The following is a 24,989-nucleotide window of genomic DNA, read 5'->3' on the forward strand; positions in this document are numbered from 1 at the left end:
GTGGCCCATCGCGGGGCGCAGGCTGCAAATCCCCACCGGCCGACGAATCCGACCGAAACACACCCCGGGGGTCATGGCCCCAGTGCAATCGAGGTGCATAGGATCAGGAGACGAAGGAGGCTCCACATGAACATCTCTGTCAACGTCGATTGCACTCCCCAGGAGCTGCGGGCGTTCCTCGGCCTGCCCGATGTGGCGCCCATGCAGAAGTCGATCATGGACGAGATGGAGCGTCGCCTGCTCGAATCCATGGAACACCTGTCCCCCAGCGCGATGTTGCGAGACTGGTTCAGCCCGTCGGGCACGATGCAGCAGGGTCTGCTGAATCTCTTCCAGCCCGGCCGGATGCAGGCGGGCGGCGACACCTCCGACGACGACTCGCAGGATTGACCTCGGCAACATGCCGGGGGCCGGCCTGACTCCGCTCGTCATCTCGGCGTGTTGTCCACAGATTTGTCCCCGTCTTCCGGCGGTCCCCGAAACGGCCGCTTGTTCTTCGCCACGCTGGAGGCATGACCGCCATCACCAGCACCCGAACTGCCCCATCGATCGGCGCGCATCCTGCGTCCACCAGCATTGATGACCTGTCGTGCTCTCCCGCGCCCGACCTCCGGCCTGCCGCGGTTCGATGGCATCGCCCGCCGGAGTCAGGCAACGGCATGGTGCCGCTGCCCCTCCACCACGAGCTGACTGGCGGTGTCGACCCGGCGGCCGCTGCATCGCAACAGGCTGGTCTCGACGCGGTCCGAGCCCATGCCCGATCGCTGTTGGTCGCCCTCGTCGACGCGATCCAGGGCCGCCGGCCGGCCGCTCAGTTGACCCGGTGGGTCGGGGACGGTGTCATGGCGGAGGTGACCCTGCGCGCTCGGCTTCACCAACGCGCGCCCCGGCCCCTGGCGGTGCGTTCGATGCGGGTGCAGCCGGTGGACGAGTCGACTGTCGAGGTGGCGGCCCGGTTGCAGGCGGGCGACCGGTTCACGGCGGCGGCCCTGCGGCTGGAACGCATCGGCACCCGCTGGTTCTGTCCGGTCGCTGATTTCGGACCTCTCCCCAAGGACACCCACCCGTTCCACCGGGTGCGGGAATCAGATCAGCGACGGCTATAGACGCGGCCGGGATGCGTTCCCCCGAGCAGTTCGGACACCGTGACAAGGACATAGCCCTGCGACTGCAGGTCATCGATGATCCCGGGCACGGCATCCACGGTCGACCCATGAATGTCGTGCATCAGCACGATGGAGCCGGACCGTGCCCGCTGCTGCACCACACTCCGGATCGCCGGCGCGCTGCGCGTGCGCCAGTCGCTCGTGTCGAGGTCCCAGAGGATCACGGCCTCGCCCGCTTCGGCAGCCATGGCGTCAACGGCGCTGTTTCGTGCGCCATAGGGCGGGCGGAAGACCGTCACGTCCTTGCCCGTGATCTCCTCGATGGTGGCGTGGTTGCCCACGATCTCCCGACGGAGTTGTGCGGCGCCGACCCTGTCCAGTTGAGGGTGGGTCGAGGAGTGGTCGCCGAGTTCCATTCCCGGGGTGTTGGCGACCTGGCGTGCGATGCCGGGGTTGGCGCGAATGGCGACGCCCTGCATGAAGAACGTCGCCCGAGCACCCTTGCTGGTCAGCATGCCCAGCAGACGCGAAGTGTGCGGTCCCGGTCCGTCGTCGAACGTGAGCGCGATGCATTTGTGCACCGAGCAGTCCACACTGCCGGGAGGCGGCGGGTTGCGCCGCGCGGACGAAGAACCCGCGGCGTTCGAAGCAGCGCCACGTGGGGAGGGGCTGGGCGCGTCGAGCACAACACGGGTCAGCGCTTTCGCCCGGGCTGCCGGAACCGCGAGTTCCTGCTCAGGTTCCGCGGCGGACGGCGTCGGGTCCGCAGTGGCCGCCCCCGGTGCCGGGATGACCGACGGTGTCGGCTCGGGTTCGCTCGACGTGATGGACGGCGCCGGCGTCGCCGCCGTCACCGGCCGGCTGGGTGCGCAACCGACCGTGGTGACCGCCAGAACAGCGCAGACCGCCAGGATGAGGGACCGGAGAGACAGCGTTCGCACGCCGGCATCCTAAGTGGCTCATCACCCAGGCGACAGCCGTCCTCAGGACCGCCGACCGTGGCACATCTTGAACTTCTTGCCCGAGCCGCACGGACAGGGCTGGTTGCGGCCAGTGCCCGCGAAGGGGTCCGACTCGTCCACGTCCAGATCCTCGACCGTGCTTTCCTCACTGCCGTCCTCTGCCGGGGCCGAATAGTTGAGTTTGCGCGGCTTCTGTTCGGCGCCCTTGATGTGGATCTTGGGGCGCTCGTGCTCGGCCAACTCCTCGTTGGTCGGCTCCGAGGTGTCCTCGACAGCCTCTTCGGCCACGTCGGGGGCCGCGACCTGCTCTGCGGTCGCGACGGCTGTCGCGGCGGGCTGGGCCGCCTTGACGGCCTCGAGCCGAGCGGCGATGTCCTCCGCGGTGACCGGAGCGCCGCCGGCGCTGAGCACCGGCGCGACCTCGGGCTTCTGGACCTCAACCTGATAGACGAATCCCACGACTTCTTCCATGAAGGCGTCCATCATCGCGTTGAACATGTCGCCACCCTCGCGCTGATATTCCACCAGCGGGTCGCGCTGCGCCATGGCCCGCAGGCCGATGCCCTCGCGCAGATAGTCCATCTCATAGAGGTGCTCGCGCCACTTGCGATCGAGGACCGTCAGCATGACCTGCCGCTCCAGCTCCCGCATGTTGTCCTCGCCGAGTTCCTCCGCCCGCTGGTCATAGGCGGCCTGGGCGTCGGCGACGAAGTCCTTCACCAGCTCTTCCTGCGTGATCTCGCGATCCAGATAATCGTCGACCTGCAAGGTGACCGGATAGAGGGTGCCGAGCTGGGTCCAGAGCTCGTCGAGGTCCCATTCCTCCGCGAATCCCTGCGTACCCCCGCGAACGTATTCCTCGACCACCCGATCGACCGTCGCGCGGAGCTGTTTCTCGACGTCCGCACCCTCCAGCAGCTGGCGCCGGTCGCCATAAATGACATGGCGCTGCCGGTTCATCACGTCGTCGTATTTCAGAACGTTCTTGCGCATCTCGAAGTTCTGCGACTCGACCTGCTTCTGCGCCGACGCGATGGAGTCCGAGACACGCTTGTTCTCGATCGGCTGGTCATCCGGGATCTTCAGCGCCTGCAGCACCCAGTCGACAATGTCCGACTTGAACAGCCGCATCAGATCGTCGCCGAGCGACAGATAGAACCGTGACTCCCCCGGGTCGCCCTGACGTCCCGACCGGCCCCGGAGCTGATTGTCGATGCGGCGGGACTCGTGGCGCTCCGACCCGACGACATAGAGCCCACCGAGCTCCACGACCTCGTCGTGCTCGGCCGCCACCTGCTCCTCGAAAGCCTTGAGCGTCGCGGGCCATTCGGCTTCGTACGCTTCCGCGTCCGCGACCGGGTCCAGCCCCTTCTCGCGCAGCTTCTCCTGGGCGAGGAACTCGGCGTTGCCGCCGAGGATGATGTCGGTGCCTCGACCGGCCATGTTGGTCGCGACGGTCACCGCGCCCTTGTGGCCCGCGCGGGCAACGATCGCGGCCTCCCGCGCGTGGTTCTTGGCGTTCAGCACCTCATGCGGGATCCGGGACTCGGTGAGCATTTCCGCGAGCACCTCGGACTTCGCCACCGACGCCGTGCCGATGAGAATCGGCTGGCCCTTCTTGTGGCGCTCCTTGACGTCAGTGATGATCGCCTCGAACTTCGCCTTCTCCGTGCGATAGATCAGGTCCTTGTTGTCGATCCTGACCATCGGTTTGTTGGTGTCGATCGGCAGCACCGACAGGCCATAGATCTTCTGGAACTCCGACTCCTCCGTCTTGGCGGTGCCGGTCATGCCGGACAACTTGTCGTACATCCGGAAGAAGTTCTGCAGCGTCACGGTGGCGAGCGTCTGGTATTCGTCCTTGATCTCGACGCGTTCCTTCGCCTCGATCGCCTGGTGCAGGCCCTCGTTGTAGCGGCGGCCGTGCAGCGTGCGGCCCGTGTGCTCGTCGACGATCAGGACCTCGCCCCGAATGACCACATAGTCCCGGTCGCGCTTGAAGAGTTCCTTGGCCTTGATCGCGTTGTTCAGATAGGAGATCAGCGGCGTGTTCGCCGACTCGTAGAGGTTCTCGATGCCGAGCCGGTCCTCGACGACCGTGATGCCCTGCTCCAGGATCGAGATCGTCTTCTTCTTCTCGTCGACCTCGTAGTGGCGGTCCTTGAGCATGCGGTCGGCGATCTTGGCGAACTCCGGATACCACTCATGAGTGTCCTCAGCCGGGCCGGAGATGATCAGCGGGGTGCGGGCCTCGTCGACCAGGATGGAGTCGACCTCGTCGACGATCGCGAAGTGGTGGCCGCGCTGAACCAGGTCTTCGGTCGTCAGCGCCATGTTGTCGCGCAGATAGTCGAAGCCGAACTCGTTGTTGGTGCCATAGGTGATGTCCGCCGCATAGGCCTCACGCCGCTCTGCCGGCGTCATGTGCGCGAGGATGCAGCCGACGGTCAGACCCAGGAAGTGATGGATGCGGCCCATCTGCTCCGACTGGGTTTCGGCCAGATAGTCGTTCACGGTGACAACGTGGACACCCTTGCCGGTGAGCGCGTTGAGATAGGACGGGAGGGTCGCGACAAGCGTCTTGCCCTCACCGGTCTTCATCTCGGCGATGTTGCCCAGATGGAGCGCCGCGCCACCCATGATCTGGACGTCGAAGTGCCGCTTGCCGAGCACGCGACGACTCGCTTCCCGGACCGTGGCGAACGCCTCCGGCATGATGTCCTCGAGGGTCTCGCCGTCGGCGAGCCGCGACTTGAACTCCTCGGTCTGCCCCCGCAGTTCCTCGTCGGTCATCTCTTCGAAGTCGGGCTCGACGAGGTTGACCTGGTCGGCCACCGCCCTGAGCCGGCGAAGGATCTTGCCCTCGCCGAGACGGAGGAACTTGTCGAAAACAGCCACGGGTTCGGCTCCTGGGGATCGTCTGGTCCTTGGCGACGGGCACGGCCGTCACAACCTTCGCCATCCTAGTGGCTTCGCAGCGGCAAACCTGCGCACGCTCAGCGTGGTTGCCGCTCCATCTCGGCGGTGAGGTCACCGATGAGGTCTCCGCGGGCCCCCGTCTCGATCCGGTCGAGGTCGAGCCAGCGGGCGAGTTCGCCGAGTTCGAGGCTGAGTTCCCGCGCCGTGTACGCCGGGTCCGCGTCCTGTTCGACCCACGCGCCCAGCACCCGGAGGCACCCGGCGGCGCGGTCGGCCTTCAGATCGACGCGCGCCGCGAACGACTCCCCCAACAAGAACGGATACACGTAGTAACCGTGCCGACGCCGGGCCGCAGGAACATAGATCTCGATGCGATAGTCGAACCCGAAGAGCTCTCGCAGTCGGCGCCGCTCGAACACCATCGAGTCGAACGGGCTGAGCAGCGCCCGCGCGTCGATGCGGCGAGGTCTGCGCGCCGCTGTCCAGAGGTACGCAGGCCGCGCCCAGCCGGCCACCTCCACAGGTTCCAGCTCGCCGGCTGCCACGAGGGTGCCCACTGCCGCGGCCGTCTCATCGCTGGTCAGCCGGAAGTAGTCGGCGAAGCAGGTCATGGACCCGATGCCGAGGGCCGCCGCAGCCCGGCGTACCAACTCGACGTGGGCATCGACGACCGCGGGCGTGGGCACGGACCGGACGGCCGCGGGAAGCACGCGGTCCGGGAGGTCGTAGACCCGCTCGAACTGGGCGTTGCGTCGGGCCGCCGTGATCTCGCCGGTCCAGAACAACCACTCGCACGCGGTCTTGACCGCGGACCAGTTCCAGCCCCAGTGTTCCCGTGCCCGGCCGTCCTCGACCTGGTCGATCCCGCGGGCGGTCACGGGACCGATGCGCGCGACGTCGGCGAGCACCCGTTCCACCAGCCCCGGATGGTCGGCGGCGATGCGCCGCATGCTGCCCCACGCTTCCTCGCCGGCGCGTTCGGCCCGGAACCGCAGCGCCGGCTCGAGGGTGACGTCGATGAGGGACGCCGCGTGGCCCCAGTATTCGAACAGCCGCCTCGGCGCACGGCCGGCCGCTCGGTCCACCAAACCGGTGTCATAGGGGCCGAGCCGGGAGAAGAACGGCAGATAGTGCGCGCGCCGGACGACGTTGATCGAGTCGATCTGGACCTGGGCGATCCGGGTGATCGTCGCTTGGATCTCGCGCATCGTGACCGCGCGCGCGGGTCGCGGCGCACCGAACCCCTGGGCCGCGAGGGCGATGCGCCGCGCCTGCGCGAGCGGAATGACCCGAGTCGTGACTCAGCCGATCTTGTCGAGCGCGTCCATCAGGCGCTGGACGGTGCCGTCCACGTCCGCCCACTTGTCCAGGCCGAACAGGCCCATGCGGAACGTCGCGAAGTCGGCGGGCTCATCACAGCCCAGCGGGACACCGGCCGCGGCCTGGACGCCAACTTTCGCGAGTTCCGCGGCGGTCGAGCGACCCGCGACCGGCTCGTGGCAGACCACGACGGACGGCGAGACGAACTCGGGAGCAGACACGGAGAGGATGCCGCGCTCGGCCAGCCCGGCGCGGATCTTGGTGCCGAGGTCCCACTGGGCCGCCCGGAGGTTCTCCAGGCCCCGGTCGATCGTCTCGTGCATGACCGCGGCGTTGTGCTGGAGCGTGTCGGTGGGGACGGTGGCGTGATAGGCGTGCTTGCCCTCGGCGTACCCCTCCGAGATCGTCAGCCACTTCTTCAGATCGGCGGCGAAGCTCGAGCTCGTCGTCGCCTCGATCGCCGCGCGGCCGTTCTCGGAGAACATGACATAGCCGGCACACGGCCGTCCGCTCCAGCCCTTCTGGGGAGCACTGATCAACAGGTCCGCGCCCACCGCGGTCATGTCGGTCCACAGCGCACCGGACGCGACGCAGTCGAGGATGAACAGGCCACCGACCGCGTGGGTCGCGTCGGCGACCGACCGCAGATATCCGTCGTCGAGCAGCATCCCCGACGCCGTTTCCACATGGGGGGCGAAGACGATCTCCGGCCGTTCCTGCTCGATCCGTGCCACGACCTCCCCGATCGGCGCGGGCGCCCACGGCGAGGGGTTGGCGTCCGTCGTCGGGCGGGCCTTCAACACGGTGTGGTGGTCGGTGATGGCGCCGGCGTCGATGATCTGCGACCAGCGATAGGAGAAGAAGCCGTTGCGCAGCACCAGAACGCGCTTGCCGTGGGCAAACTGGCGGGCGACCGCCTCCATCGCGAACGAGCCACCGCCGGGGATGATCGCGACCGAGTGGGCGGAGTACGTCTGCTTCAACATTCCGATGATGTCCTGCATCACCCGCACGAACCGGGCGGACATGTGGTTGAGCGCGCGGTCGGTGAAAACCACGGAATATTCGAGCAGGCCGTCGGGATCGACGTTCGACAAGGGCAGGTGCTGCGACATGGTGCACACCCTAGGACGCCGCGAATGCACCCGAAACACGGGGCTCGCGGGAGGGAGACCCGGCGTACCCGCTCGAAATCCCGCTCGGGAGAATGGGATCCCTTCGAGAGAGGCTGAACATGTCTGGTTCCCCCAAGGCCCACGTGGGCGTGATCGGCATGGCCGTCATGGGCTCCAATCTGGCCCGCAATTTCGTCCGCAACGGAGTCCGGACGGCGGTCTACAACCGCACGTACGCACGCACTCAGCAGGTCATCCAGGCGCATGGCGACGAGGGCGAATTCCTTCCGGCGGAGAAGCTCGACGATTTCGTCGCGAGCCTGGAGCAACCACGCCGGATCATCATCATGGTCAAGGCGGGCGCCGGAACCGATGCGGTGATCGACGAACTCGTCCCGCTGCTGTCCGACGGCGACATCGTCGTGGACGGGGGCAACGCCCACTACGAGGACACCCGCCGCCGGGAGCAGAAGCTGCGCGCGGAGGGACTCCACTTCGTCGGCGCCGGCATATCCGGTGGCGAGGAGGGCGCGCTGAACGGTCCGAGCATCATGCCGGGTGGTTCCCGCGAGTCCTATGCCGCGCTCGGGCCGGCGCTCGAACGGATCGCCGCCGACTACGAAGGTGAGCCGTGCTGCACCTGGATCGGCACCGATGGCGCCGGGCATTTCGTGAAGATGGTGCACAACGGCATCGAGTACGCCGACATGCAGTTCATCGCCGAGGCCTACGACGTGCTGCGCGCCGCTGGATTGACCGTGCCGGAGATCGCCGACGTTTTCCGTGAGTGGAACACCGGCGACCTCGACTCGTTCCTGATCGAGATCACCGCGACCGTGCTCGACCAGACGGACCCGCGTGACGGGGACCGCCCGTTGGTGGACGTCATCGTGGACCAGGCGGAACAGAAGGGCACCGGCCGGTGGACCGCGCAGATCGCGTTGGAACTGGGGGTCCCGGTGAACACGATCGCCGAGTCGGTGTTCGCCCGCTCGACCTCAGGACATCCGGAACTGCGCGACGCGGCGAGGGCCGTCCTCGAGGGGCCGCAGCGGGCCATGACCGGACTCGACCGCGACGAGTTGGTCGCGTCGTTGCGGGACGCGCTGTGGGCGTCGAAGGTGGTGGCGTACGCGCAGGGACTCGACATGATCCGCCGCGCGAGTGAGGAGCACGGCTGGGACATCGACATCGCCGGCGTCGCGAAGATCTGGCGGGCCGGGTGCATCATCCGGGCTCGGCTGTTGGAGCGGATCCGCTCGGAGTACGCCGCCAACAGCCTCACCACACTCCTCGAGGCGCCGTCGGTCGCCGCCGACCTCGCCAAGGCCCAGGACGGCTGGCGCCGAACGATCGCACTTGCCGTCAGCGCAGGCGTCCCGGTGCCGGGATTCGCCGCCGCGCTCGCGTACTACGACACCGTCCGCGCCGACCGCTTGCCGGCGGCGCTGGTGCAGGGGCTGCGGGACTTCTTCGGCGCCCACACCTATCGGCGCATCGACGATGAGGGAAGCTTCCACGTGGAGTGGAGCGACGACCGCAGCGAAACCCGGACCGACTGAGCCACGATCCGATCTCGGGCTGAATTGAACAACGGCCCGGGCTCACCATCGAGCCCGGGCCGTTGCTTGGGTGTCAGGCGCTCCTGACCTCGTCCTCTTCCTCGGTCATGGCGAGACGGATGACGCCATAGTCGTAGGCCTTCCGGCGATAGACCACGCTCGGTGCACCGGTGGCCTTGTCGACGAACAGATAGAAGTCGTGACCGACGAGTTCCATCTCCTCAAGGGCACGGTCCAAGGACATCGGGGCTGCGGCGTGCTCCTTCTCGCGCACGATGAGCGGCCCATCGCCCTTGACTTCCATGCCCGCCACCGTGCGGGTGTCGTCGTCCTCCTCGGTGGCCTGGACGTCCGGCGCGTCCATCAGCCAGTCGACGTCTCGGATCGTCTGGTGGCCACGGTGTCCGCGGCGGTCGCGGCGGCGGTCGGCGGCGCGACGAAGTCGTGCCATGAGCTTGTCGAGAGCCTGCTCGAAAGCTGCGACCTTGTCATTGGCGCAGGCCTCGGCGCGGATGACCGGTCCTCTGCTCCGGAGAGTGATCTCAGCCCTGACCGCTTCGTCGGGCGCCCGCTTCGTGCCGGTCGCGGAGATCTGAACCTCCACGCGGATGACCCGCTCAGAGAGCTTGTCGATCCGGGTGATGCGATCCATCACATGGGCACGGAACTCGTCGGAAACCTGGCAATGGCGCCCTGTCACCGTAACGTCCATCACTACCTCCTAGGGTATTGGCTGCCCCCCGGACCCGCAGCGCGCGGGCCCGAAGAAACACAAAAGGCACCTCGACCCACCCGTCCCGCGAAGCGGGCGAATGGCGTCTGCGGTGCCATACCTGAACGTTAGTCCGGTCGTCGTTCGTTTTCCAGCCATTCATCTCGATGTCTTGCAATCACCCCGAAGCCGCAAAATCCACGGGAGTTCTCGGGCTTGGGCCGGGCCCATCCGAGCCGAGCGGCGCGGCCTAAGCTGGTCGAACGCGAAGTCGCGTCGGGACCGAGGGAGGCAGCGTGGCCGGGAATCTGAACGGATCGATGTTCGTGGCGGGCACGGCGGTCGCGGGAGCCGGAGAGGTGTTCCGGGCGGTGGATCCGGCGACGGGCACCGAACTGGAGCCCGCGTACGCCGCAGCTTCCGCCGCGCAGTTGGCCGAGGCCGCGGAGGCCGCCCGGATTGCCTTTCCGGCATTCCGACGGACGGCCCCCGAAGTCCGGGCAGACCTTCTCCGGGCCATCGCGGACGGACTCGACGCCGAGCCCGACCTGGTGGACCGCGTCCGCGCCGAGACCGGCATTCTCCCCGAACGCGTCGCTGCCGAACGGACGCGCACCAGCAATCAACTCCGGCTGTTCGCCGATGTCGTGACCGAGGGCAGCTATCTGGGCCTGCGCATCGATCGTGGCAATCCCGCACGCGTGCCCCTGCCCAAGCCGGACCTCCGGCACCGGTTCATCCCGCTCGGCCCCGTTGCCGTGTTCGGGGCCAGCAACTTCCCGCTGGCGTTCTCGGTGGCGGGCGGGGACACCGCAGCAGCGCTGGCGGCCGGCTGTCCCGTGGTGGTCAAGGCCCACGAAGCGCACCCCGGCACCTCCGAGATCGTCGGCCGCATCATCACCGACGCCGTGGCAGGGCTCGGTCTGCCGCCTGGCACCTTCTCGCTCATCGCCGGGCACACGCCGGAACTTGCCGTCGCCCTGGTGACGCATCCGGCCATCCAAGCGGTGGGGTTCACGGGGTCCCGGCGTGCCGGGCTGGCGCTGACGGCCGCCGCTCAGCGTCGCCCGGTGCCCATTCCCGTGTTCGCCGAGATGGCCAGCATCAACCCGGTCTTGGTTCTCCCCGGCGCCCTGTCGGAGCGGGGCCCGGAGATCGGCAGGGGCCTCATCGGCTCGGTGCTCACGGGCTTCGGTCAGTTGTGCACGAGCCCGGGGCTGGTTTTCGTCCCGGACCTCCCGGATGCGGATGCACTGGTCGAGGCCGCCGCGACAGCGGTCGAGAGTTCCGGATCCGGATGCATGCTGACTCCCCGGATCGCGGAATCGTTCGCCGCGGGCGTGGCGCGATTGGAGTCGGTCCCGGGCGTACGCCGGCTGGCCCGCGCCGCCACCGAGGACGACATCTCTGCCCTGTGCACGCCCACTCTGTTCGACACCGACCTCGAGACTTTCCTCGAGCATCACGAGGAGTTGACCGGGGAGGTGTTCGGTTCGGTCACGTTGCTCGTCCGCGTTCCCGGAGACCTGACCGAGGCGGTGCGCAACCACGTCCTGCCCCTGCTCGAAGGCCAGCTCACCGCCACCATCCACGCCGAACCCGACGATCACGATGCCGCGGCCGGCCTCCTGGACGAACTGGAGTTGCTGGCGGGCCGGATCGTGTTCAACGGATGGTCCACCGGTCTCGAGGTCAATGACGCGGTCATCCACGGCGGTCCGTTCCCTGCCACCTCTGCCCCGGCCACCACCTCGGTGGGCACCCGTGCGATCGAGCGGTTCCTGCGACCGGTCGCCTATCAGAATGTGCCGCCCGCGCTCCTGCCGCGAGAACTCCAGGACGATACCCGGGGAATCTGGCGTCGGGTCGACGGCCGGTTCACTGCCTGAGCAGGGCTCCGGCACCCGTCAGAGGTCGCGGGGCACCTGGATCTCGATCAGGCTCGGCACGTCGCCTCCGGGGCGCTCCGCCCACGCGGCCCGCAGTTCCTCGGGTGTCGCGACGGTGGCACCAAAAGCGCCGTACGCGCGAGCGAGCGCCGCGAAGTCCGGGTTGTGCAGTGCAGTCGCCACCGGCCGGCCGGGGAACTCCCGCCGCTGGTGATCGCGAATGACACCGTACGTCTCGTTGTTGATCACGACGACCGTAAGGCCCAGCTTGTTCTGGACGGCGGTCGCGAGTTCCTGCCCGTTCATCAGGAAACAACCGTCGCCGGCGAACGCCACGACCTCCCGCTCCGGGTGCAGCAGTTTGGCCGTCACCGCCGCGGGCAGGCCATAACCCATCGCCCCCGAGGCCGACCCCAGACAGGTGCCGTAGGTCGTGCAGTCGTTGGGCCCAGAATGTGTACGCCCCCGCCCCGACGGTGAGAACCGCATCCGCGGGCAGGAGCTCATTGAGCACCGTCATGCAATCGGCGGCCAGCCGGGCGCCGGTGGCCCCGGACCGCACATGGTCCAGGTTGGCCCGCAATCTCGCTCGCCACGCCGCCGACGCGCTCGCCACCGGTCCGCCGTGGGCGATCAGGTCCTGCCATGCCTGAGCGAATGCCCCGGGGTCTGCAACCACGCCGATCTCGATCGGCAGCAGCTTGCCGATGAGGCCCGGCGCCGGATGCACCTGCAGGACGCGTGCTGCTGGCACCGGATCGTCGAGCCAGCCAGCCGCGGTCTGCTCGTCCGGCCGGGTGCCGAGCAGAAGCACCACATCGGCTTCCCGTGCCGCCACCGAGAGCCCCGCGGTCGAGAGCGGGCCGAACCCGCCCACATAGCCGGGCAAGGTGTTGTCGACCAGATCCTGCCGGCGGAACGCTGTGGCGAACGGGAGTCCGGTGTGCTGAACCAGTTCGGCCAGCGCGCGGACTCCTGCGGCGGACCAGGCGCTGCCGCCCACGACCACCAGCGGTCGCTCCGCAGCGGCGAGGGCTTCGGCTATGGCCGCCACGGACTCGGGCGCGGGCGCGGGCGCCAGCGGCGGGCTTGGCGGCACGACCGGGGCGGTGGTCTCCATGCGGAGCATGTCCTCGGGCAGGACGACGATCACCGGCCCGGGTTCGCCCGTCACCGCTGTCCGCCAGGCCCGCGCCACATATTCGGGAACCCGGTGCGGATCGCGGATCTCCACGACCTCCTTGGCGATCCCAGCGAACATCAGGCGATAGTCGACCTCCTGGAACGACCGTCGGTCGAGTTCGCCCAACGGCACTTGACCGACGAACAGCAACATGGGGTTGGCGTCCTGGTCCGCCATGTGCACGCCGATCGACGCATTGGTCGCACCGGGCCCGCGGGTGACCATCGCCACCCCAGGTCGTCCGGTCAGCTGCCCATAGGCCGACGCCATCATCGCGGCGCCGCCCTCCTGACGGTTGGTCACCACCCGCACGTGCTCCCGGGCCTCATAGAGCCCGTCCAGAACGCCGAGGAAACTCTCCCCCGGGACACAGAAGACCGTGTCGGCGCCGAGCGCCACCAGTTGCTGGACCAGTGCGTGACCAGCGATCCGTGACGCTTCGGGCATGGTGCGCTCCTTCGTCTGCCGTCTTCGAGCCCTTCGTGGTTGAGCCTAATCGGCCGTGGGTGTGGGGCCGATCGGGAGCGGCGGATCGTGTGAAACGTGCTCGAAACACACGGGCCGATTCAGGCACAGACTCGTAACACGACGACAATCGCCACGAAACAGCCGTGCGGTGGAGTTCTCGCCATGGAAACAGGAATCAACACCGGTGACACCGCCTGGGTGCTCATCAGCGCGGCACTCGTGCTCATGATGACCGTCCCCGGCCTCGCGTTGTTCTATGGCGGCATGACCAGGGTCAAGGCCGTCCTCAACATGATGATGATGAGCTTCTCCGCCTTGGCCGTGGTGGGGGTGCTCTGGGTTCTCTTCGGCTATAGCCTCACCTTCGGCAACTCGATCGGCGGCGCAGGGATCGTCGGCAATCCCCTCGAGTTCGCAGGGCTCAAGGGCCTCATGAGCGAGTCGGCGGTGTCCGGGACGATCCCGACGCTGGCCTTCGTCGCGTTCCAGTCCGCGTTCGCGATCATCGCGGTCGCACTGATCTCCGGAGCGGTTGCCGACCGGATGAAGTTCAGCGCTTGGCTCGTGTTCGCCGCGATCTGGGCCGTCGTGGTCTATTTCCCCGTGGCCCACTGGGTGTTCGCCTTCAGCAGCGAGGACGACAGCACGATAGGCGGCTGGATCGCCAATGGGATCGAGGCGCTCGACTTCGCCGGCGGGACGGCGATCCACATCAACGCCGGCGCGGCTGCCCTTGCTCTGGTGCTGGTGCTCGGCAAGCGCATCGGGTTCGGAAAGGAGCCCATGCGGCCGCACAACCTGCCCTTCGTGATGATGGGTGCCGCCCTGCTGTTCGTCGGCTGGTTCGGGTTCAACGCCGGTTCCGCGCTCGGCGCCAATACCTTGGCCGCGGTTGCCTTCATCAACACCATTGCCGCCACCGCGGCTGCTGTCATCGGCTGGCTTGTGCTGGAACGACTCCGGGACGGGCACGCCACGAGCCTCGGCGCGGCGTCGGGCGTGATCGCCGGCCTGGTCGGCATCACGCCGGCAGCCAACTCCGTGAGCCCACTCGGTGCGCTCGCGATCGGCCTCGTCTGCGGCGCGGTCTCTGCCTGGGCTGTCGGACTGAAATATCGCCTGGGCTATGACGACTCCCTCGACGTCGTCGGTGTCCACCTCGTCTCCGGTCTCATCGGCACCGTGCTGATCGGTTTCCTGGCCGACCCGGCCTCCCCGGCGGGCGTCGCCGGTCTCCTCTTCGGTGGCGGTCCCGACCAACTCTGGCGCCAGAGCGTGGGCGCCCTCGCGGTCCTGGTCTTCTCCTTCGTGGTCACGTTCGTGATCGCCAAGGCCCTCGACCTGACCATGGGTCTCCGCATCCCGGCCGAGTTCGAGGCAGAGGGCATCGACACCCGCATCCACGCCGAGTCCGGATACGATCTCAATCCGTTCGGTGGCCGCATCGGGAAGGGCGGGCTGGCTCAGCCCAGCAGCACCCCGGCCGCCGGTTCTGCCGAGACCCCCGAGACCGAGACCCTCAATCCGGAAGGCAGCGTCAAGTGAAGCTCATCACCGCCATCATCAAGCCCCATCAGCTGGACCCCGTGAAGCAGGCCCTCGAGGCGTTCGGGATCACCGGCCTGACCGTCTCCGAGGCGTCCGGCTATGGGCGACAGCGCGGCCACAGCGAGGTCTATCGCGGCGCGGAATATGAAGTCGACTTCGTGCCCAAGGTCCGCCTCGAGGTGCTGGTCGAGGACGGGGACGCCGAGTCGGTCATCAGCGTGATCGTCAAGCAGGCCCAGACCGGCAAGATCGGGGACGGGAAAGTGTGGTCCGTCCCGGTGGAAGAGGTCGTTCGGGTCAGAACCGGGGAGCGCGGTCCAGCCGCGCTGTGAACCGATGACCCGACCGAGCCAACATTCCGCGCTCGCCGAGGTCACCACGCTGCGGACCGATGCCGGTGTCCGGGGAGTCACTTCTCCGGACACCGGCATTCGTTTCCGGGCGGACCTGGCGGGAGCGCTGCGCCGCTGGCTGAGTGAGTTGTGGCAGGCATCCGGCACACCTGCCAAGGGCACCGCGCTCGCCTGCACCGGTTCCTTGGCCCGCCAGGAGGGCGGGCCCCACAGCGACCTCGACCTGATCGTCCTCCATGACCGCGGTGTCCGGGCCGCTGAACTCTCCCGGGTCGCCGAGCGGTTGTGGTATCCCATCTGGGACTCCGGCATCACCCTCGACCACGCGGTCCGCTCGGTGCAGGATTGCCGCCGGGTGGCCGCCACGGACCTCAACGTCGCGGGCGCACTGCTGGATCTTTCCCTGATCGCCGGGGACGCCGACCTGGTTCGCCGGGCCGCACGGCAATTGGGCGAGGACTGGCGAGCGAACGCCCGGAAGCGGCTGCCGGAGGTCCTGGACCACATCGCCGAACGGCACGAACGCTTCGGCGAACTGGCCCAGATGCTGGAGCCGGATCTCAAGGAGGCCAAGGGCGGCCTGCGCGACATGTCGGTGCTCCGGACGATGACGGCCTCCTGGTTGGCCGACCGCCCCCATGGCGCGATCGACGAGGCGAACGTCTTCCTCCTGGACGTCCGGGACGCCCTCCAACGGGTGACCGGGAGGCCCCGGAACGTGCTGACCAAGCACGACCAGGCCGAGGTCGCCGCACAGCTCGGCTTCTCCGACAGCGACGAACTGTTGGCCCGCCTCGGAAACTCTGCGCGGCGGATTTCGCAGGCGACGCACGAGACCCTGCGCCGAGCGAGCCAGTCCCACCGCAGTCGTCTGGGCCGCCGCGGACCGCGCCGGCCGGAACTCGTGCCACTCCACCCCGGGATCTATGCCCATGACGGCGAACTGGTCGTGGGTCCGATTCGGGGCGGAACCGCAGAGGACCACGACCTGCTCCCGTGGCGTGCGGCTGCGACGTCCTCTCGGCAATCGCTGCCGCTGTCTCCCACCTCGGCCCGCCGACTCGCTGATTGGCCCGCGGCGGGAGCGTCCTGGCCCGTCGCCGCACGCGGTCTGTTCGCCGACCTCCTCGCCGGGCCGGGCCTGCTGGAGACATGGAACAGCCTCGACCTCGCCGGCGTGATCGATCGATGGCTCCCCGAATGGGCTGCCATCCGGGACCGGCCCCAGCACAATCCACTGCACCGCCACACCGTGGACCGACACAGTCTGGAGACGGTGCTGGAGGCGAATCGGCTCGTTGACCGGGTGGACCGCCCCGACGTCCTGCTCACCGCGGCGCTCCTCCATGACCTCGGCAAGCGCCCCGGGGTGGCGGACCACTCCGCCGCGGGCGCCCGGCTGGTCGGGGTCGTCAGTGACCGGATGGGCTGGCCGGAAGGCGACCGCAAACTGCTGCGGCTGCTTGTCGCGGAACACCTGACGCTCATGGCATTGGCCACCGGACACGACCCGACCGACCCCGGCACGACCCATCGGCTGGCCGACCTGGTGGAGCACCGGGCCCCGACCCTGCGCCTGCTGGCTGCCTTGACCGAGGCAGATGCTCGGTCGGCGGGCCCGCGGACCTGGACCGCGGTCCGGGCGAGTCTCATGAAAGATCTCGTGGCCCGCACCCTCGCGGCGATCGGCGATCACGCGACTCCGGCGGCGTGAGACGGCGATCCGTCCGGTCCGGAGCGCTTCGCCCTTGGCAGGTACCGCCGGATCGTCGCGGCCACGACGACGGCGCCAAGGACTGGGGTGCCCGCGAGTTCCAGTGCCCGAGCACCTGCCGCAAGCGACGCGCCCGTGGTCGTCACGTCATCGAGCAGGACGGGAACCGACCCGGCGGGGCCACAGCGGCGTACCACCACGTGATCCATCTTGTTGGCCCAGCGTTCGGCGGCATCCAGACCGACCTGGTCGACCACCCGCCCACGCATGCACAACAAGGACCGCACCGGCAGAACGAGCCCACATTCCTGACGCAGTTGCCGCGATACGCGACGGGCCAAGACGGCCGTATGGTCCATCCCCCGCCGACGGACAGCGCCCGCGGTCGACGGGATCGGCACCAGGTGATAGCGATCACCCGGGCGGCCGAGAGCGGCAAGGAGGTGCGCCACAGCACGGGCCAGCCGGTCCGCAAGTGCTCCGCTGAGCCCGGTGAGCGCCTCGTCCTTGAACGCCGACACAAGGCGCGGCACCACCCCGACGTAGTCACCGCCGGCCACCGTCAACGGCAGATGCGGCGGAGACGGGTCGCGGCCCACGAACCGCACGTGCCCGGCGGCCAGTGCGGCCCTGCAGGCCAGGCAGAGCGAACGTCCCGGGCGGTCGCACCCCGGGCACCGGTAGCCGAGGAACAGGTCGGCGGCAGCATCGATGAGGGTCACGGCCCTACGATGCGGGATTCAGCCCGGATCGGTTCAGGCCCCGTGCGCCCGAGTCAGCCGGCGTACGCGACCGCGTTCAGCCCGCGCACCAGCAGCGGCCACCGATAGTCGTCCTCGAATCGCCAGGAGCCGTTGTGGCCGACCACGACCGCGCGCCCGTTCTCGGACCGTGGCGACGTGGCCACCGCGAACGACTGCCAGTTGTCCGGCTGCCCGATCTCGGTGACGGAGGCCGCATAGACGTCCAGTCGATAGGGGCGCACTGTCTGGCGCCCGTCGCCGCTGGCGAGCACGATCAGGTTCGTCGGGGTCAGCCAGCCGACGTCGGGGATCTGGTCGGGTCGTGGATATCCCGGTTCCTCCAACGAAACCTCCCGCCACCCGTCCACCACGACGGCTGGGTTGGTGCGATTGATCCGGGCGACCCCCACCTCGAGCCGTCCCTCCCCCGTGCGGCGCACCGCGGCGAGTCGGGTGCCGTCGGGCGCGATCCGGTACGCCTCCACCCGCGTCCCCGCGAACGCCTCGAGCCGAATGGGCTCCACGCGATCACCGATGAGGCGATAGGCCACCTGACCCTCCGCCTCGTCATCCGCGATCGTCCACAGTTCCACGTCCTGCGACCGCACGAATTGGGGCCGCAGGATGTGTTGCGCCTGCAGCACGGGCGGCGGCAGGGTCTCGTCCAACAGCCCGGCCCGGAGAGTATGTTCACCCTCGCTCACCCAGGCGATCCGCTCACCGGTCGGCGAGACGTCGAGGCTGGTGACGCCCGGCACCGAACCCAACGCGCCGGGGACCGACCGCAGGTCGGCGCCCTGCGGTGAGTCGACGACGGTGACGAACCCCTCGTCGGTCGCCCCGAAGAGCTGGACCGTGCGCAGCCCCGGGGTGGGGTCGAGCCAGGAGAACGCGTGGATGCGCACCACTCCGTCCTCCGCCTCGGGCACGGCGTAGGGCGCGCCGTTCAGCAGGAAGCGCACCCCGGTGACGCCGTCCAATTGGCTCAGCGTCCAAGTGATCTGACCGGCCATCCGCGACCGCTGCTCGTCGGCCAGCGCGGCGACCGACTCGTTGAGTGACACCTCGACGACCCCGTCCGCGTCGATGATGGCCGCCTGCACGTTGAGCCGGGTCTGGCTGGGGATCGCCGTCGCAACCGCGGGATTGAGCCACTCGGTGGGGCCCCGCAGGAGTGCCTGCAGGAGGGCCGTGGGTGTCCAGTTGCCGACCGGCACGAAAATAGGATCCGGGACGACGGTCGTCCAGGTCGGGTCATAGAAATAGATATTCGCCGGACGATAGAACTTCTCGAACAGATAGCGGGAGACGAGCAGACCGTTGGGCGGGTTGGCAATGCGCCACTCTCCGTCGGTGTCCCGGGTCATCACGAAGTCGTGAGTCAGGGTGTCGACGCTGGGCCGGAAAGCGCCGTCCTGGCCGACGAACCCGCGCAGCGGCGCCTCGAGGCTCGCGCTCTCGGGCGTCGAGGTCACTCCATAACCGTCTTCATAAACCGTGATCCCGTTCTCGGGTCGCCACGAATCCCGGACGTCGGTGGCCAGATAGAGCCGGGCCACCGAATAGCCCTGCTGATAGTTCGCCATCGCCTGGAGAAAACCCTCGACGACCGTTCTCGGGGCCGCTCCGCGCAGCGGCGGCTCGGCCGCCACCTCCACCGACACGTCGGGCAACCGACTCGGCCCGGCCGCCGGATCCACGGGACCCGAAGTCGGGATGCGCGCGCACCCGGACATCAACAGCCCCAGCAGGCCCAGCCACAGGACAATCCCCCGCACGCTCCGCATCAGGCCTCACTCCCCGGCCCCGCGGTCAACGCCGGCCGATGGGCCCTCCCGGACTCGGCCAGATCGCGCGGGATGACCGGCAACGGCGAGATCTCGAGAACGGCGCCCGCGACCCGCGGCAGGGTGAGCCGGAACTGTGCGCCCTGGTCCGGTCGCCCCCATGCGTTGAGCCAGCCGCCGTGCAGGCGAGCGTCCTCCATGGCGATCGACAGTCCCAGACCCGTGCCACCGACCGTGCGGTTGCGGGCCGGGTCCGCCCGCCAGAAACGGTGAAAGACCTGCTTCACATGATTCGCCTCGAAGCCGACCCCGTGGTCCCGGACCGCGACGGCCACCGCCTTGTCGTCCCCGGCGATGAGAATGTCGATGGGGCGCCCCTCTCCGTGCTCGATCGCGTTGGCAATGAGGTTGCGCAGAATGCGCCGGACCCGGCGGACATCGATCTCCGCGGTCGTCGGGCCCGTCGTCGTGACGGTCAGCACCGAGCCGGTCCGGTCGGCGAACGACTGCTGGGCGTCGATCTCGTTGACAACCACTTCCTTGAGGTCGGCGACCTCCCGGCTCAACTCGGCCGCTCCGGCATCGAATCGGGAGATTTCCAGGAGATCGCCGAGCAGAGATTCGAAGCGGTCCAGCTCGTGCTGCAACAACTCCACCGCGCGCTGCTCCATCGGCTCGAACTCCGTCCGGGCGTCATGCAGCATCTCGGCGGCCATGCGGACGGTGGTGAGCGGTGTGCGCAACTCGTGGGAGACGTCGGACACGAAGCGCTGTTGGACGCGGGAGAGCTCCTCCAACTGCGATATCTGCTTCTGCAGCTCGGCGGCCATGTTGTTCATCGTGGTGGCCAGCGAGGCGAGGTCATCAGTGCCCCGCACGGTCATCCGGTCGTCGAGCCGGCCGGAGGTTATCCGTTCGGCCTGCAATCGCGCTTCCCTGATCGGCGCCACCACCTGGCGCGACACGAGCGCCGCGATGATCGCGAGCAGCAGGATGAGCAGGAAGCCCGTGGAGACCGCCGCGCGTTCGAGGACTTCGAGCGTGCGCTGCTCCTGGGTCAGCGGAAAGATGAGATAGATCGGATAGCGCGCCAGAGACGGAGTTTCGAGGCTGGCCCCGATCGCGAGGCCAGGTTCGCTCGTCTCGTCGGCATAGAAGACCTCGGTGGGCGTGACCCAGAGCCGGCCGGTCTCGCTGTTCGCGGCCACCTGCTCACGCAGCGCGCCGGGCACCGAACCGGGCATCACGCCGCCGGAGCGGATGTCGGACACGGGTCCTTGCACGATGACCTGATATTGCCCGGAGACGGCACCCCTGTTGGCCACCTCGAACGTGAGCTGGGTCAGCAGGTCGTTCACTGAGGTTGTCGTGATATCAGCGGCGCGCAACTGGCGTTGTGCAGTGTCGATCGCGACCGCTGCCTCCGCAACGGCCGCGTGCCGCTTGGCGCTGACAACGCCCTCGGTCGCCAAGGCCAGCAGCAGGATTCCCCCCAGTGTGATGACGAGCGCGGAAGCGACCAGCGTGCTGCCGACGACACGCACCGGCAGAGATGCCCACCAGAGCCGGGCCGGGGCAGTGACCAACCGCCCGAGCCGAGTCCGCCAGGGAATTTCAGGCAAGCTCACCGGCCTTGTAGCCGATCCCTCGCACCGTGACCACGATCCGTGGCCGCTCCGGGTCGAGCTCGATCTTCGACCGCAGCCGCTGGACATGAACGTTGACCAGGCGAGTATCCGCGGCATGACGATAGCCCCAGACCTCTTCCAGCAGCGTTTCGCGGCTGAAGACCTGCTTGGGCTTGCGGGCCAAGGCGAGGAGCAGGTCGAATTCCAGCGGGGTCAGCGGGATCGCAACGCCGCCGCGTTTCACCGAGTGACCCTCGACCGAGATCGCGAGATCACCGATCCGCAGAAGGTCACCGTCGCCGGACTCGGCGAGCCGCCGGAGTCGGGTGCGGATGCGCGCAACGAGTTCCTTCGCCTTGAAGGGTTTCGGCACGTAGTCATCCGCTCCGGCTTCCAGACCCTGGACCACGTCGAGGGTGTCCGATCGCGCAGTGAGCATCACGATCGGAACTCCGGATTCGGCCCGGATGTCGCGGCAGATGGAGACCCCGTCGCGCCCGGGCAGCATGAGGTCCAGCAGAACCAGGTCTGGCTGCGTGTCCCGGAACGCCTGCAGGGCTCGATCGCCGTCCGCGCACCAAGCGGTCTCGAAGCCCTCCTGGCGAAGCACGATCTGCAGCATCTCCGCCAGCGCCGCGTCATCGTCGACGACCAGGATGCGGGCATTCGGCTTGTCCGTCACCGGTTCCCCTCTCGTGTGGCTTGGATCATCCTACGCTGGCGCACGCGGACCGGCGGTTCCCCGAACCCCGGTGTGTCTGCGGCATTCAGCCACCGATCAGTTGTCGTCGGGGCTGTCGGTCCAGGTCGAATAGATCGCGGTGTCCGGGTCCTGACGGCGGAGCACTCGCTGCCACAGGTCGCTTTGATCGATTCCGAAGATGTCGTCATGGCGCGATCGGGCAACGAACCACGCGTCGCGGGCGAGCTCTGACTCCAGCTGGCCGGGCGCCCACCCCGCGTACCCCGCGAAAATCCGCATCGCGTCATAGGCACCCGCCACGAGTTCGATGGGAGTGTCCAGGTGCAGCAGGCCAACGGATTCGAAGATCCGTCGCCAACCCGGCGGCTCCTCATCGCTGCCGACACTCGCGAGACAGATCGCGCCGTTGCGGGACACGGGTCCGCCGTCGAACAGCACGCGCGGCTCGGACACCACCGTTTCCCATCCGGGGAGGGCCGACGCCAACTCGAGGTCGGAGCGCTTGTTGAGCACGACGCCCAGCGTGCCGCTGGTGTCGGCATCGATGATGAGGACGACCGTGAAGTCGAACACGCCGTCCTGCAGCACGACGTGGGAGATGAGGAGATCGCCGGGGCTCACCGCGTTCATGAGCACCCCCCGCCGGCTGCACGCCTCCCCTGCCCAGCCGCGGCGGTCCTGCGTGTCTCGTCTCCCCTCACAGGGGGCACCCTACCGGGGCCACCGGACCGACTCTTGACCGTGCGCTGGACACCATGGAATATTAGTTGAACCTTCAATGTTAGGTGAGGACATGACCCGTCAGCCCACGATATTCCTCAGCCACGGCGCGCCGCCCTTGGCCGACGACGCCCTGTGGACCCGTGAACTCGCCCAGTGGTCCAGCGGTCTTCCCCGGCCGAAAAGCATCCTGATGGTCTCCGCACACTGGGAGGCCCAACCGATTTCCGTGTCGGCCCACCGCGAAGAGCGTCCGCTGCTTTACGACTTCTGGGGCTTCCCGGAACGCTATTACACCGTCACCTATCCCGCTCCGCTGGCGCCGGAGCTGGCCGGAGACGTCGCGCGGATGATCGGCGCAGGAAACGTCGCCGCCGACCACGACCGCGGCCTGGACCATGGCGCCTATGTGCCGCTGAAGGAAATGTTTCCCGACGCCGACATCCCGGTGCTGCAACTCTCTCTGCCGACCCTTGCTCCGCAGGCGCTCTTCGACATAGGTCGGCAGCTGGCGCCGCTGCGGGATTCCGGCACGCTCATCATCGGCTCCGGGTTCACGACCCACAACCTGCGTTGGTTCAATCCGCGCAACCCCGCCGATGCGCCGGCTCCGACGCCGTCGGTGGAGTTCGACCAATGGGCCGCGGAAGCCGTCGCAGCCCGTGACATCGACGCCCTCCTCAACTTCGAGTCCGTGGCTCCCGCCGCCAGAGATGCCCATCCCCGCACCGAGCACTGGGCTCCCCTATACGTCGCGCTGGGCGCGGCGGATGCCGGAACCGGTACGCCCACGTCGGTGATCGACGGGTTCTGGTTCGGGCTCGCGAAGCGCTCGTGGCAGTTCGACTGAGCCTGCTTCGAACCCTCGCGACAAGAGCGGGTTCGCTTTCGATTGATTCACTTGGCGTTGGCGGGGAGTTGGGTGATGAGGTCGCGCCCGCGGCGCTCGATGTCGTCGCGGATGCGGCGAACGGTGGGCAGGTCTTCGGCGTGCGGGTCGTCGATCTCCCCAGTTCTCGTAGCGCTTGCCGGGGAAGACGGGGCAGGCGTCGCCGCAGCCCATTGTGACCACCACGTCAGCAGCCCGAACCGTCTCGTCGGTCCAGGGCTTGGGGAACTCGCGGGAGATGTCGATGCCCCGCTCGGCCATGGCCTCGATGGTGACGGGGTTGACAGCATCCGTGGGAGCGACGCGGCAGGTGTACACTTCAAACGTGTTTGAATCGAATCAGCTTGAAGTGCCGGCGCGGGCGCAACTGCTGGCGGTCGTCGCCGACCCCATCCGCCTGCAGGTGGTGCAGACGCTCGCCCGAGAGGGCACCCGGTGCGTCTGCAATCTCCAGCCGGATCCCCCGATCCCCGACAACAAGCTCAGCTACCACCTCAAGGTGCTACGCGACGCGGGCCTCGTCACGGTCTCGCGGCGTGGTAAGTGGATGGACTACAGCCTCGCCGACGACGCTCTCGACCGCCTGCACGCCGCGCTGCCGTCACTGGCGGGGGTGGGCTAGGTGGTCCAGGCGCTGGAGAGCCGCAACGACACGCGGCTGCGCCTGATGCTCGCCGGCGGCGCCATGCTGTGGGTCGCCCTCTGGCTGGCCAACGAGCGGGGCTGGGACGCGCTGGTCGGCCTGCTGGGACTCGACCTGAAATCGCGGCCGGTCGGCGCGGTGCATTTCTTCCTCTACGACACGGTCAAGATCTTCCTGCTACTGCTAGGCCTGATGTTCGTCGTCGGGATGCTGCGGGCGTCGCTCGACCTGGAGAAGGCCCGCACGTTCCTAGAAGGCCGCGGATTGTTCGTCGGCCTCGTCCTCGCCGTCGCGCTCGGGGTGGTCACACCCTTCTGCTCGTGCAGCTCAATCCCGCTGTTCATCGGTTTCGTCGCCGCGGGCATTCCCCTCTCGGTGACGCTGACATTCCTGATCGCCTCCCCTCTGGTCAGCGAGATCGCGGCGATCATGATCGGCGACCAGTTCGGCTGGGGCATCGCGCTCGCCTACCTGGTAGCCGGCAGCGTCCTGTCGATCCTCATCGGCTGGATCTTTTCGCGGTTCAACCTCGAGCCGTGGGTGGAGGACGTGGTCAAGAGCGGCCGCGTCGCGACGCTCCACACCGGCGGACACAAGCCCACTCTGCCCCAGCGCGTTGACGCCGCCGTCGAGGAGACCAAGGACATCTTCGGTGACGTGTGGAAGTGGGTGCTGCTGGGCGTTGCACTTGGCGCCGCGATCCACGGCTGGGTGCCGGCGGACTTCTTCGCGCGCTTCGCGGGACCGGACAACCCGTTCGCCGTCGTGGTCGCGACGGTCGCGGGCATGCCGCTGTACGTCAACGGCGCGGGCGTTGTCCCCGTCGGGGAGGCACTGTGGACCAAGGGCATGTCGCTCGGCACCGTGATGGCGTTCATGATGAGCTCCATCGCGCTGTCGATCCCGCAGGCCATCATGCTGCGCCGCGTGCTCAAGCCACGGCTGCTGGCCCTCTACTTCGGCGCCGTGACCCTCGGGATCATGGCACTCGGCTTCCTGTTCAACCTGTTCGGATGACGAAAGGA

General features: G+C 68.1%; 21 protein-coding genes and 1 pseudogene. 10 read left to right on the plus strand and 12 right to left on the minus strand.

Features of this window, described 5'->3' with window-relative positions; translation table 11 throughout:
* Positions 1 to 126: 126 nt before the first annotated feature.
* Together ACQ260_RS03495 and ACQ260_RS03500 are read left to right on the plus strand one after the other, a co-directional pair.
* Entirely contained in the window at positions 127 to 390 is a 264-nt protein-coding gene (locus ACQ260_RS03495) for a DUF6489 family protein (protein WP_432558003.1), read from the plus strand.
* A gap of 122 nt (positions 391 to 512) precedes the next feature.
* Entirely contained in the window at positions 513 to 1,106 is a 594-nt protein-coding gene (locus ACQ260_RS03500; RefSeq protein WP_432558004.1) for an Rv3235 family protein, read from the plus strand.
* Here the strand turns inward: ACQ260_RS03500 and ACQ260_RS03505 are convergent.
* From ACQ260_RS03505 to ACQ260_RS03520, 4 genes are all read right to left on the minus strand, one after another.
* Positions 1,091 to 2,047 (minus strand): polysaccharide deacetylase family protein, encoded by a 957-nt coding sequence (locus tag ACQ260_RS03505; RefSeq protein WP_432558005.1) that lies wholly within the window; start codon positions 2,045 to 2,047, stop codon positions 1,091 to 1,093. The two genes, ACQ260_RS03500 and ACQ260_RS03505, sit on opposite strands and share 16 nt — an antisense overlap.
* 42 nt (positions 2,048 to 2,089) lie before the next feature.
* Entirely contained in the window at positions 2,090 to 4,966 is a 2,877-nt protein-coding gene (gene secA / locus ACQ260_RS03510) for a preprotein translocase subunit SecA (RefSeq protein ID WP_432558006.1), read from the minus strand.
* 98 nt (positions 4,967 to 5,064) lie between these two features.
* Positions 5,065 to 6,195 (minus strand): winged helix-turn-helix domain-containing protein, encoded by a 1,131-nt coding sequence (locus ACQ260_RS03515; protein ID WP_432558007.1) that lies wholly within the window; start codon positions 6,193 to 6,195, stop codon positions 5,065 to 5,067.
* Positions 6,196 to 6,288: 93 nt separating this feature from the next.
* Positions 6,289 to 7,422 carry a pyridoxal-phosphate-dependent aminotransferase family protein gene (locus ACQ260_RS03520; RefSeq protein WP_432558008.1) on the minus strand — a complete coding sequence of 378 codons (1,134 nt, stop codon included), beginning with the start codon at positions 7,420 to 7,422 and terminating at the stop codon, positions 6,289 to 6,291.
* Between the two features lie 113 nt (positions 7,423 to 7,535).
* Here ACQ260_RS03520 and gnd point away from each other — a divergent pair, with 113 nt between their 5' ends.
* Entirely contained in the window at positions 7,536 to 8,984 is a 1,449-nt protein-coding gene (gene gnd / locus ACQ260_RS03525; protein WP_432558361.1) for an NADP-dependent phosphogluconate dehydrogenase, read from the plus strand.
* 73 nt (positions 8,985 to 9,057) lie between these two features.
* Here gnd and hpf read toward each other — a convergent pair whose 3' ends face one another.
* The gene (gene hpf, locus ACQ260_RS03530; RefSeq protein WP_432558009.1) at positions 9,058 to 9,696 is read right to left on the minus strand and encodes a ribosome hibernation-promoting factor, HPF/YfiA family; all 639 of its coding nucleotides are present in this window, start codon (positions 9,694 to 9,696) and stop codon (positions 9,058 to 9,060) included.
* 296 nt (positions 9,697 to 9,992) lie between these two features.
* Between hpf and ACQ260_RS03535 the strand changes: the two genes are divergently transcribed.
* Positions 9,993 to 11,585 carry an aldehyde dehydrogenase (NADP(+)) gene (locus tag ACQ260_RS03535; protein ID WP_432558010.1) on the plus strand — a complete coding sequence of 531 codons (1,593 nt, stop codon included), beginning with the start codon at positions 9,993 to 9,995 and terminating at the stop codon, positions 11,583 to 11,585.
* Between the two features lie 18 nt (positions 11,586 to 11,603).
* Here the strand turns inward: ACQ260_RS03535 and ACQ260_RS03540 are convergent, their stop codons facing one another.
* Both ACQ260_RS03540 and ACQ260_RS03545 read right to left on the minus strand, forming a co-directional pair.
* Positions 11,604 to 12,092, minus strand: a complete 489-nt coding sequence (locus ACQ260_RS03540) for a thiamine pyrophosphate-dependent enzyme (RefSeq protein WP_432558362.1) — start codon at positions 12,090 to 12,092, stop codon at positions 11,604 to 11,606.
* Positions 12,093 to 12,243: 151 nt separating this feature from the next.
* Positions 12,244 to 13,215 (minus strand): annotated as a pseudogene (locus tag ACQ260_RS03545) (thiamine pyrophosphate-binding protein); the annotation flags it as partial.
* 183 nt (positions 13,216 to 13,398) lie between these two features.
* Here ACQ260_RS03545 and ACQ260_RS03550 point away from each other — a divergent pair.
* The 3 genes from ACQ260_RS03550 to ACQ260_RS03560 are packed head-to-tail and all read left to right on the plus strand — an operon-like array spanning position 13,399 to position 16,851.
* A complete protein-coding gene (locus ACQ260_RS03550) occupies positions 13,399 to 14,781 on the plus strand; it encodes an ammonium transporter (RefSeq protein WP_432558011.1) in 1,383 nt (460 codons plus the stop codon).
* Positions 14,778 to 15,116, plus strand: a complete 339-nt coding sequence (locus tag ACQ260_RS03555) for a P-II family nitrogen regulator (RefSeq protein ID WP_432558012.1) — start codon at positions 14,778 to 14,780, stop codon at positions 15,114 to 15,116. Before ACQ260_RS03550 ends, ACQ260_RS03555 begins: the two co-directional genes overlap by 4 nt.
* Positions 15,117 to 15,120: 4 nt before the next feature.
* Complete coding sequence (locus ACQ260_RS03560) at positions 15,121 to 16,851, plus strand: [protein-PII] uridylyltransferase family protein (RefSeq protein WP_432558013.1); 1,731 nt, start codon at positions 15,121 to 15,123, stop codon at positions 16,849 to 16,851.
* On the opposite strand, the gene ACQ260_RS03565 is transcribed toward ACQ260_RS03560, so the two are convergent.
* The 5 genes from ACQ260_RS03565 to ACQ260_RS03585 all read right to left on the minus strand — a co-directional run bounded on the left by ACQ260_RS03565 (position 16,830) and on the right by ACQ260_RS03585 (position 22,342).
* A complete protein-coding gene (locus ACQ260_RS03565; RefSeq protein WP_432558014.1) occupies positions 16,830 to 17,573 on the minus strand; it encodes a ComF family protein in 744 nt (247 codons plus the stop codon). The two genes, ACQ260_RS03560 and ACQ260_RS03565, sit on opposite strands and share 22 nt — an antisense overlap.
* 53 nt (positions 17,574 to 17,626) lie before the next feature.
* Entirely contained in the window at positions 17,627 to 19,381 is a 1,755-nt protein-coding gene (locus ACQ260_RS03570) for an LpqB family beta-propeller domain-containing protein (RefSeq protein WP_432558015.1), read from the minus strand.
* On the minus strand, positions 19,381 to 21,009 hold the full coding sequence (gene mtrB / locus ACQ260_RS03575) for an MtrAB system histidine kinase MtrB (protein ID WP_432558016.1): 1,629 nt from the start codon (positions 21,007 to 21,009) through the stop codon (positions 19,381 to 19,383). The genes ACQ260_RS03570 and mtrB overlap by 1 nt, the downstream gene beginning before the upstream one ends.
* Positions 20,996 to 21,691 (minus strand): MtrAB system response regulator MtrA, encoded by a 696-nt coding sequence (gene mtrA, locus ACQ260_RS03580; RefSeq protein ID WP_432558017.1) that lies wholly within the window; start codon positions 21,689 to 21,691, stop codon positions 20,996 to 20,998. The genes mtrB and mtrA overlap by 14 nt, the downstream gene beginning before the upstream one ends.
* 96 nt (positions 21,692 to 21,787) lie before the next feature.
* Positions 21,788 to 22,342, minus strand: coding sequence for a YqgE/AlgH family protein (locus ACQ260_RS03585; RefSeq protein ID WP_432558018.1), 555 nt, complete (start codon positions 22,340 to 22,342; stop codon positions 21,788 to 21,790).
* Positions 22,343 to 22,505: 163 nt separating this feature from the next.
* Between ACQ260_RS03585 and ACQ260_RS03590 the strand changes: the two genes are divergently transcribed.
* The 3 genes from ACQ260_RS03590 to ACQ260_RS03605 all read left to right on the plus strand — a co-directional run bounded on the left by ACQ260_RS03590 (position 22,506) and on the right by ACQ260_RS03605 (position 24,981).
* Complete coding sequence (locus tag ACQ260_RS03590) at positions 22,506 to 23,282, plus strand: dioxygenase family protein (RefSeq protein ID WP_432558019.1); 777 nt, start codon at positions 22,506 to 22,508, stop codon at positions 23,280 to 23,282.
* Positions 23,283 to 23,646: 364 nt separating this feature from the next.
* Positions 23,647 to 23,943, plus strand: coding sequence for an ArsR/SmtB family transcription factor (locus tag ACQ260_RS03600; RefSeq protein WP_432558021.1), 297 nt, complete (start codon positions 23,647 to 23,649; stop codon positions 23,941 to 23,943).
* Positions 23,944 to 24,981, plus strand: coding sequence for a permease (locus ACQ260_RS03605; RefSeq protein WP_432558022.1), 1,038 nt, complete (start codon positions 23,944 to 23,946; stop codon positions 24,979 to 24,981). It abuts the gene before it with no gap.
* Positions 24,982 to 24,989 lie beyond the last annotated feature (8 nt).

The sequence above is a fragment of the Ammonicoccus luteus genome, from assembly GCF_050880385.1.
GTDB lineage: Bacteria > Actinomycetota > Actinomycetes > Propionibacteriales > Propionibacteriaceae > Enemella.

What these genes read in the sequence shown, in the direction of transcription:
- ACQ260_RS03585 (WP_432558018.1), bottom strand. Translation starts at nt 22,342, where the DNA reads ATGAACGCGGTGAGCCCCGGCGATCTCCTCATCTCCCACGTCGTGCTG.
- hpf (WP_432558009.1), bottom strand. Translation starts at nt 9,696, where the DNA reads ATGGACGTTACGGTGACAGGGCGCCATTGCCAGGTTTCCGACGAGTTC.
- ACQ260_RS03560 (WP_432558013.1), top strand. Translation starts at nt 15,121, where the DNA reads ATGACCCGACCGAGCCAACATTCCGCGCTCGCCGAGGTCACCACGCTG.
- ACQ260_RS03570 (WP_432558015.1), bottom strand. Translation starts at nt 19,381, where the DNA reads ATGCGGAGCGTGCGGGGGATTGTCCTGTGGCTGGGCCTGCTGGGGCTG.
- ACQ260_RS03540 (WP_432558362.1), bottom strand. Translation starts at nt 12,092, where the DNA reads ATGAGCTCCTGCCCGCGGATGCGGTTCTCACCGTCGGGGCGGGGGCGT.
- ACQ260_RS03515 (WP_432558007.1), bottom strand. Translation starts at nt 6,195, where the DNA reads ATGCGCGAGATCCAAGCGACGATCACCCGGATCGCCCAGGTCCAGATC.
- ACQ260_RS03590 (WP_432558019.1), top strand. Translation starts at nt 22,506, where the DNA reads ATGACCCGTCAGCCCACGATATTCCTCAGCCACGGCGCGCCGCCCTTG.
- ACQ260_RS03520 (WP_432558008.1), bottom strand. Translation starts at nt 7,422, where the DNA reads ATGTCGCAGCACCTGCCCTTGTCGAACGTCGATCCCGACGGCCTGCTC.
- ACQ260_RS03495 (WP_432558003.1), top strand. Translation starts at nt 127, where the DNA reads ATGAACATCTCTGTCAACGTCGATTGCACTCCCCAGGAGCTGCGGGCG.
- ACQ260_RS03500 (WP_432558004.1), top strand. Translation starts at nt 513, where the DNA reads ATGACCGCCATCACCAGCACCCGAACTGCCCCATCGATCGGCGCGCAT.
- ACQ260_RS03550 (WP_432558011.1), top strand. Translation starts at nt 13,399, where the DNA reads ATGGAAACAGGAATCAACACCGGTGACACCGCCTGGGTGCTCATCAGC.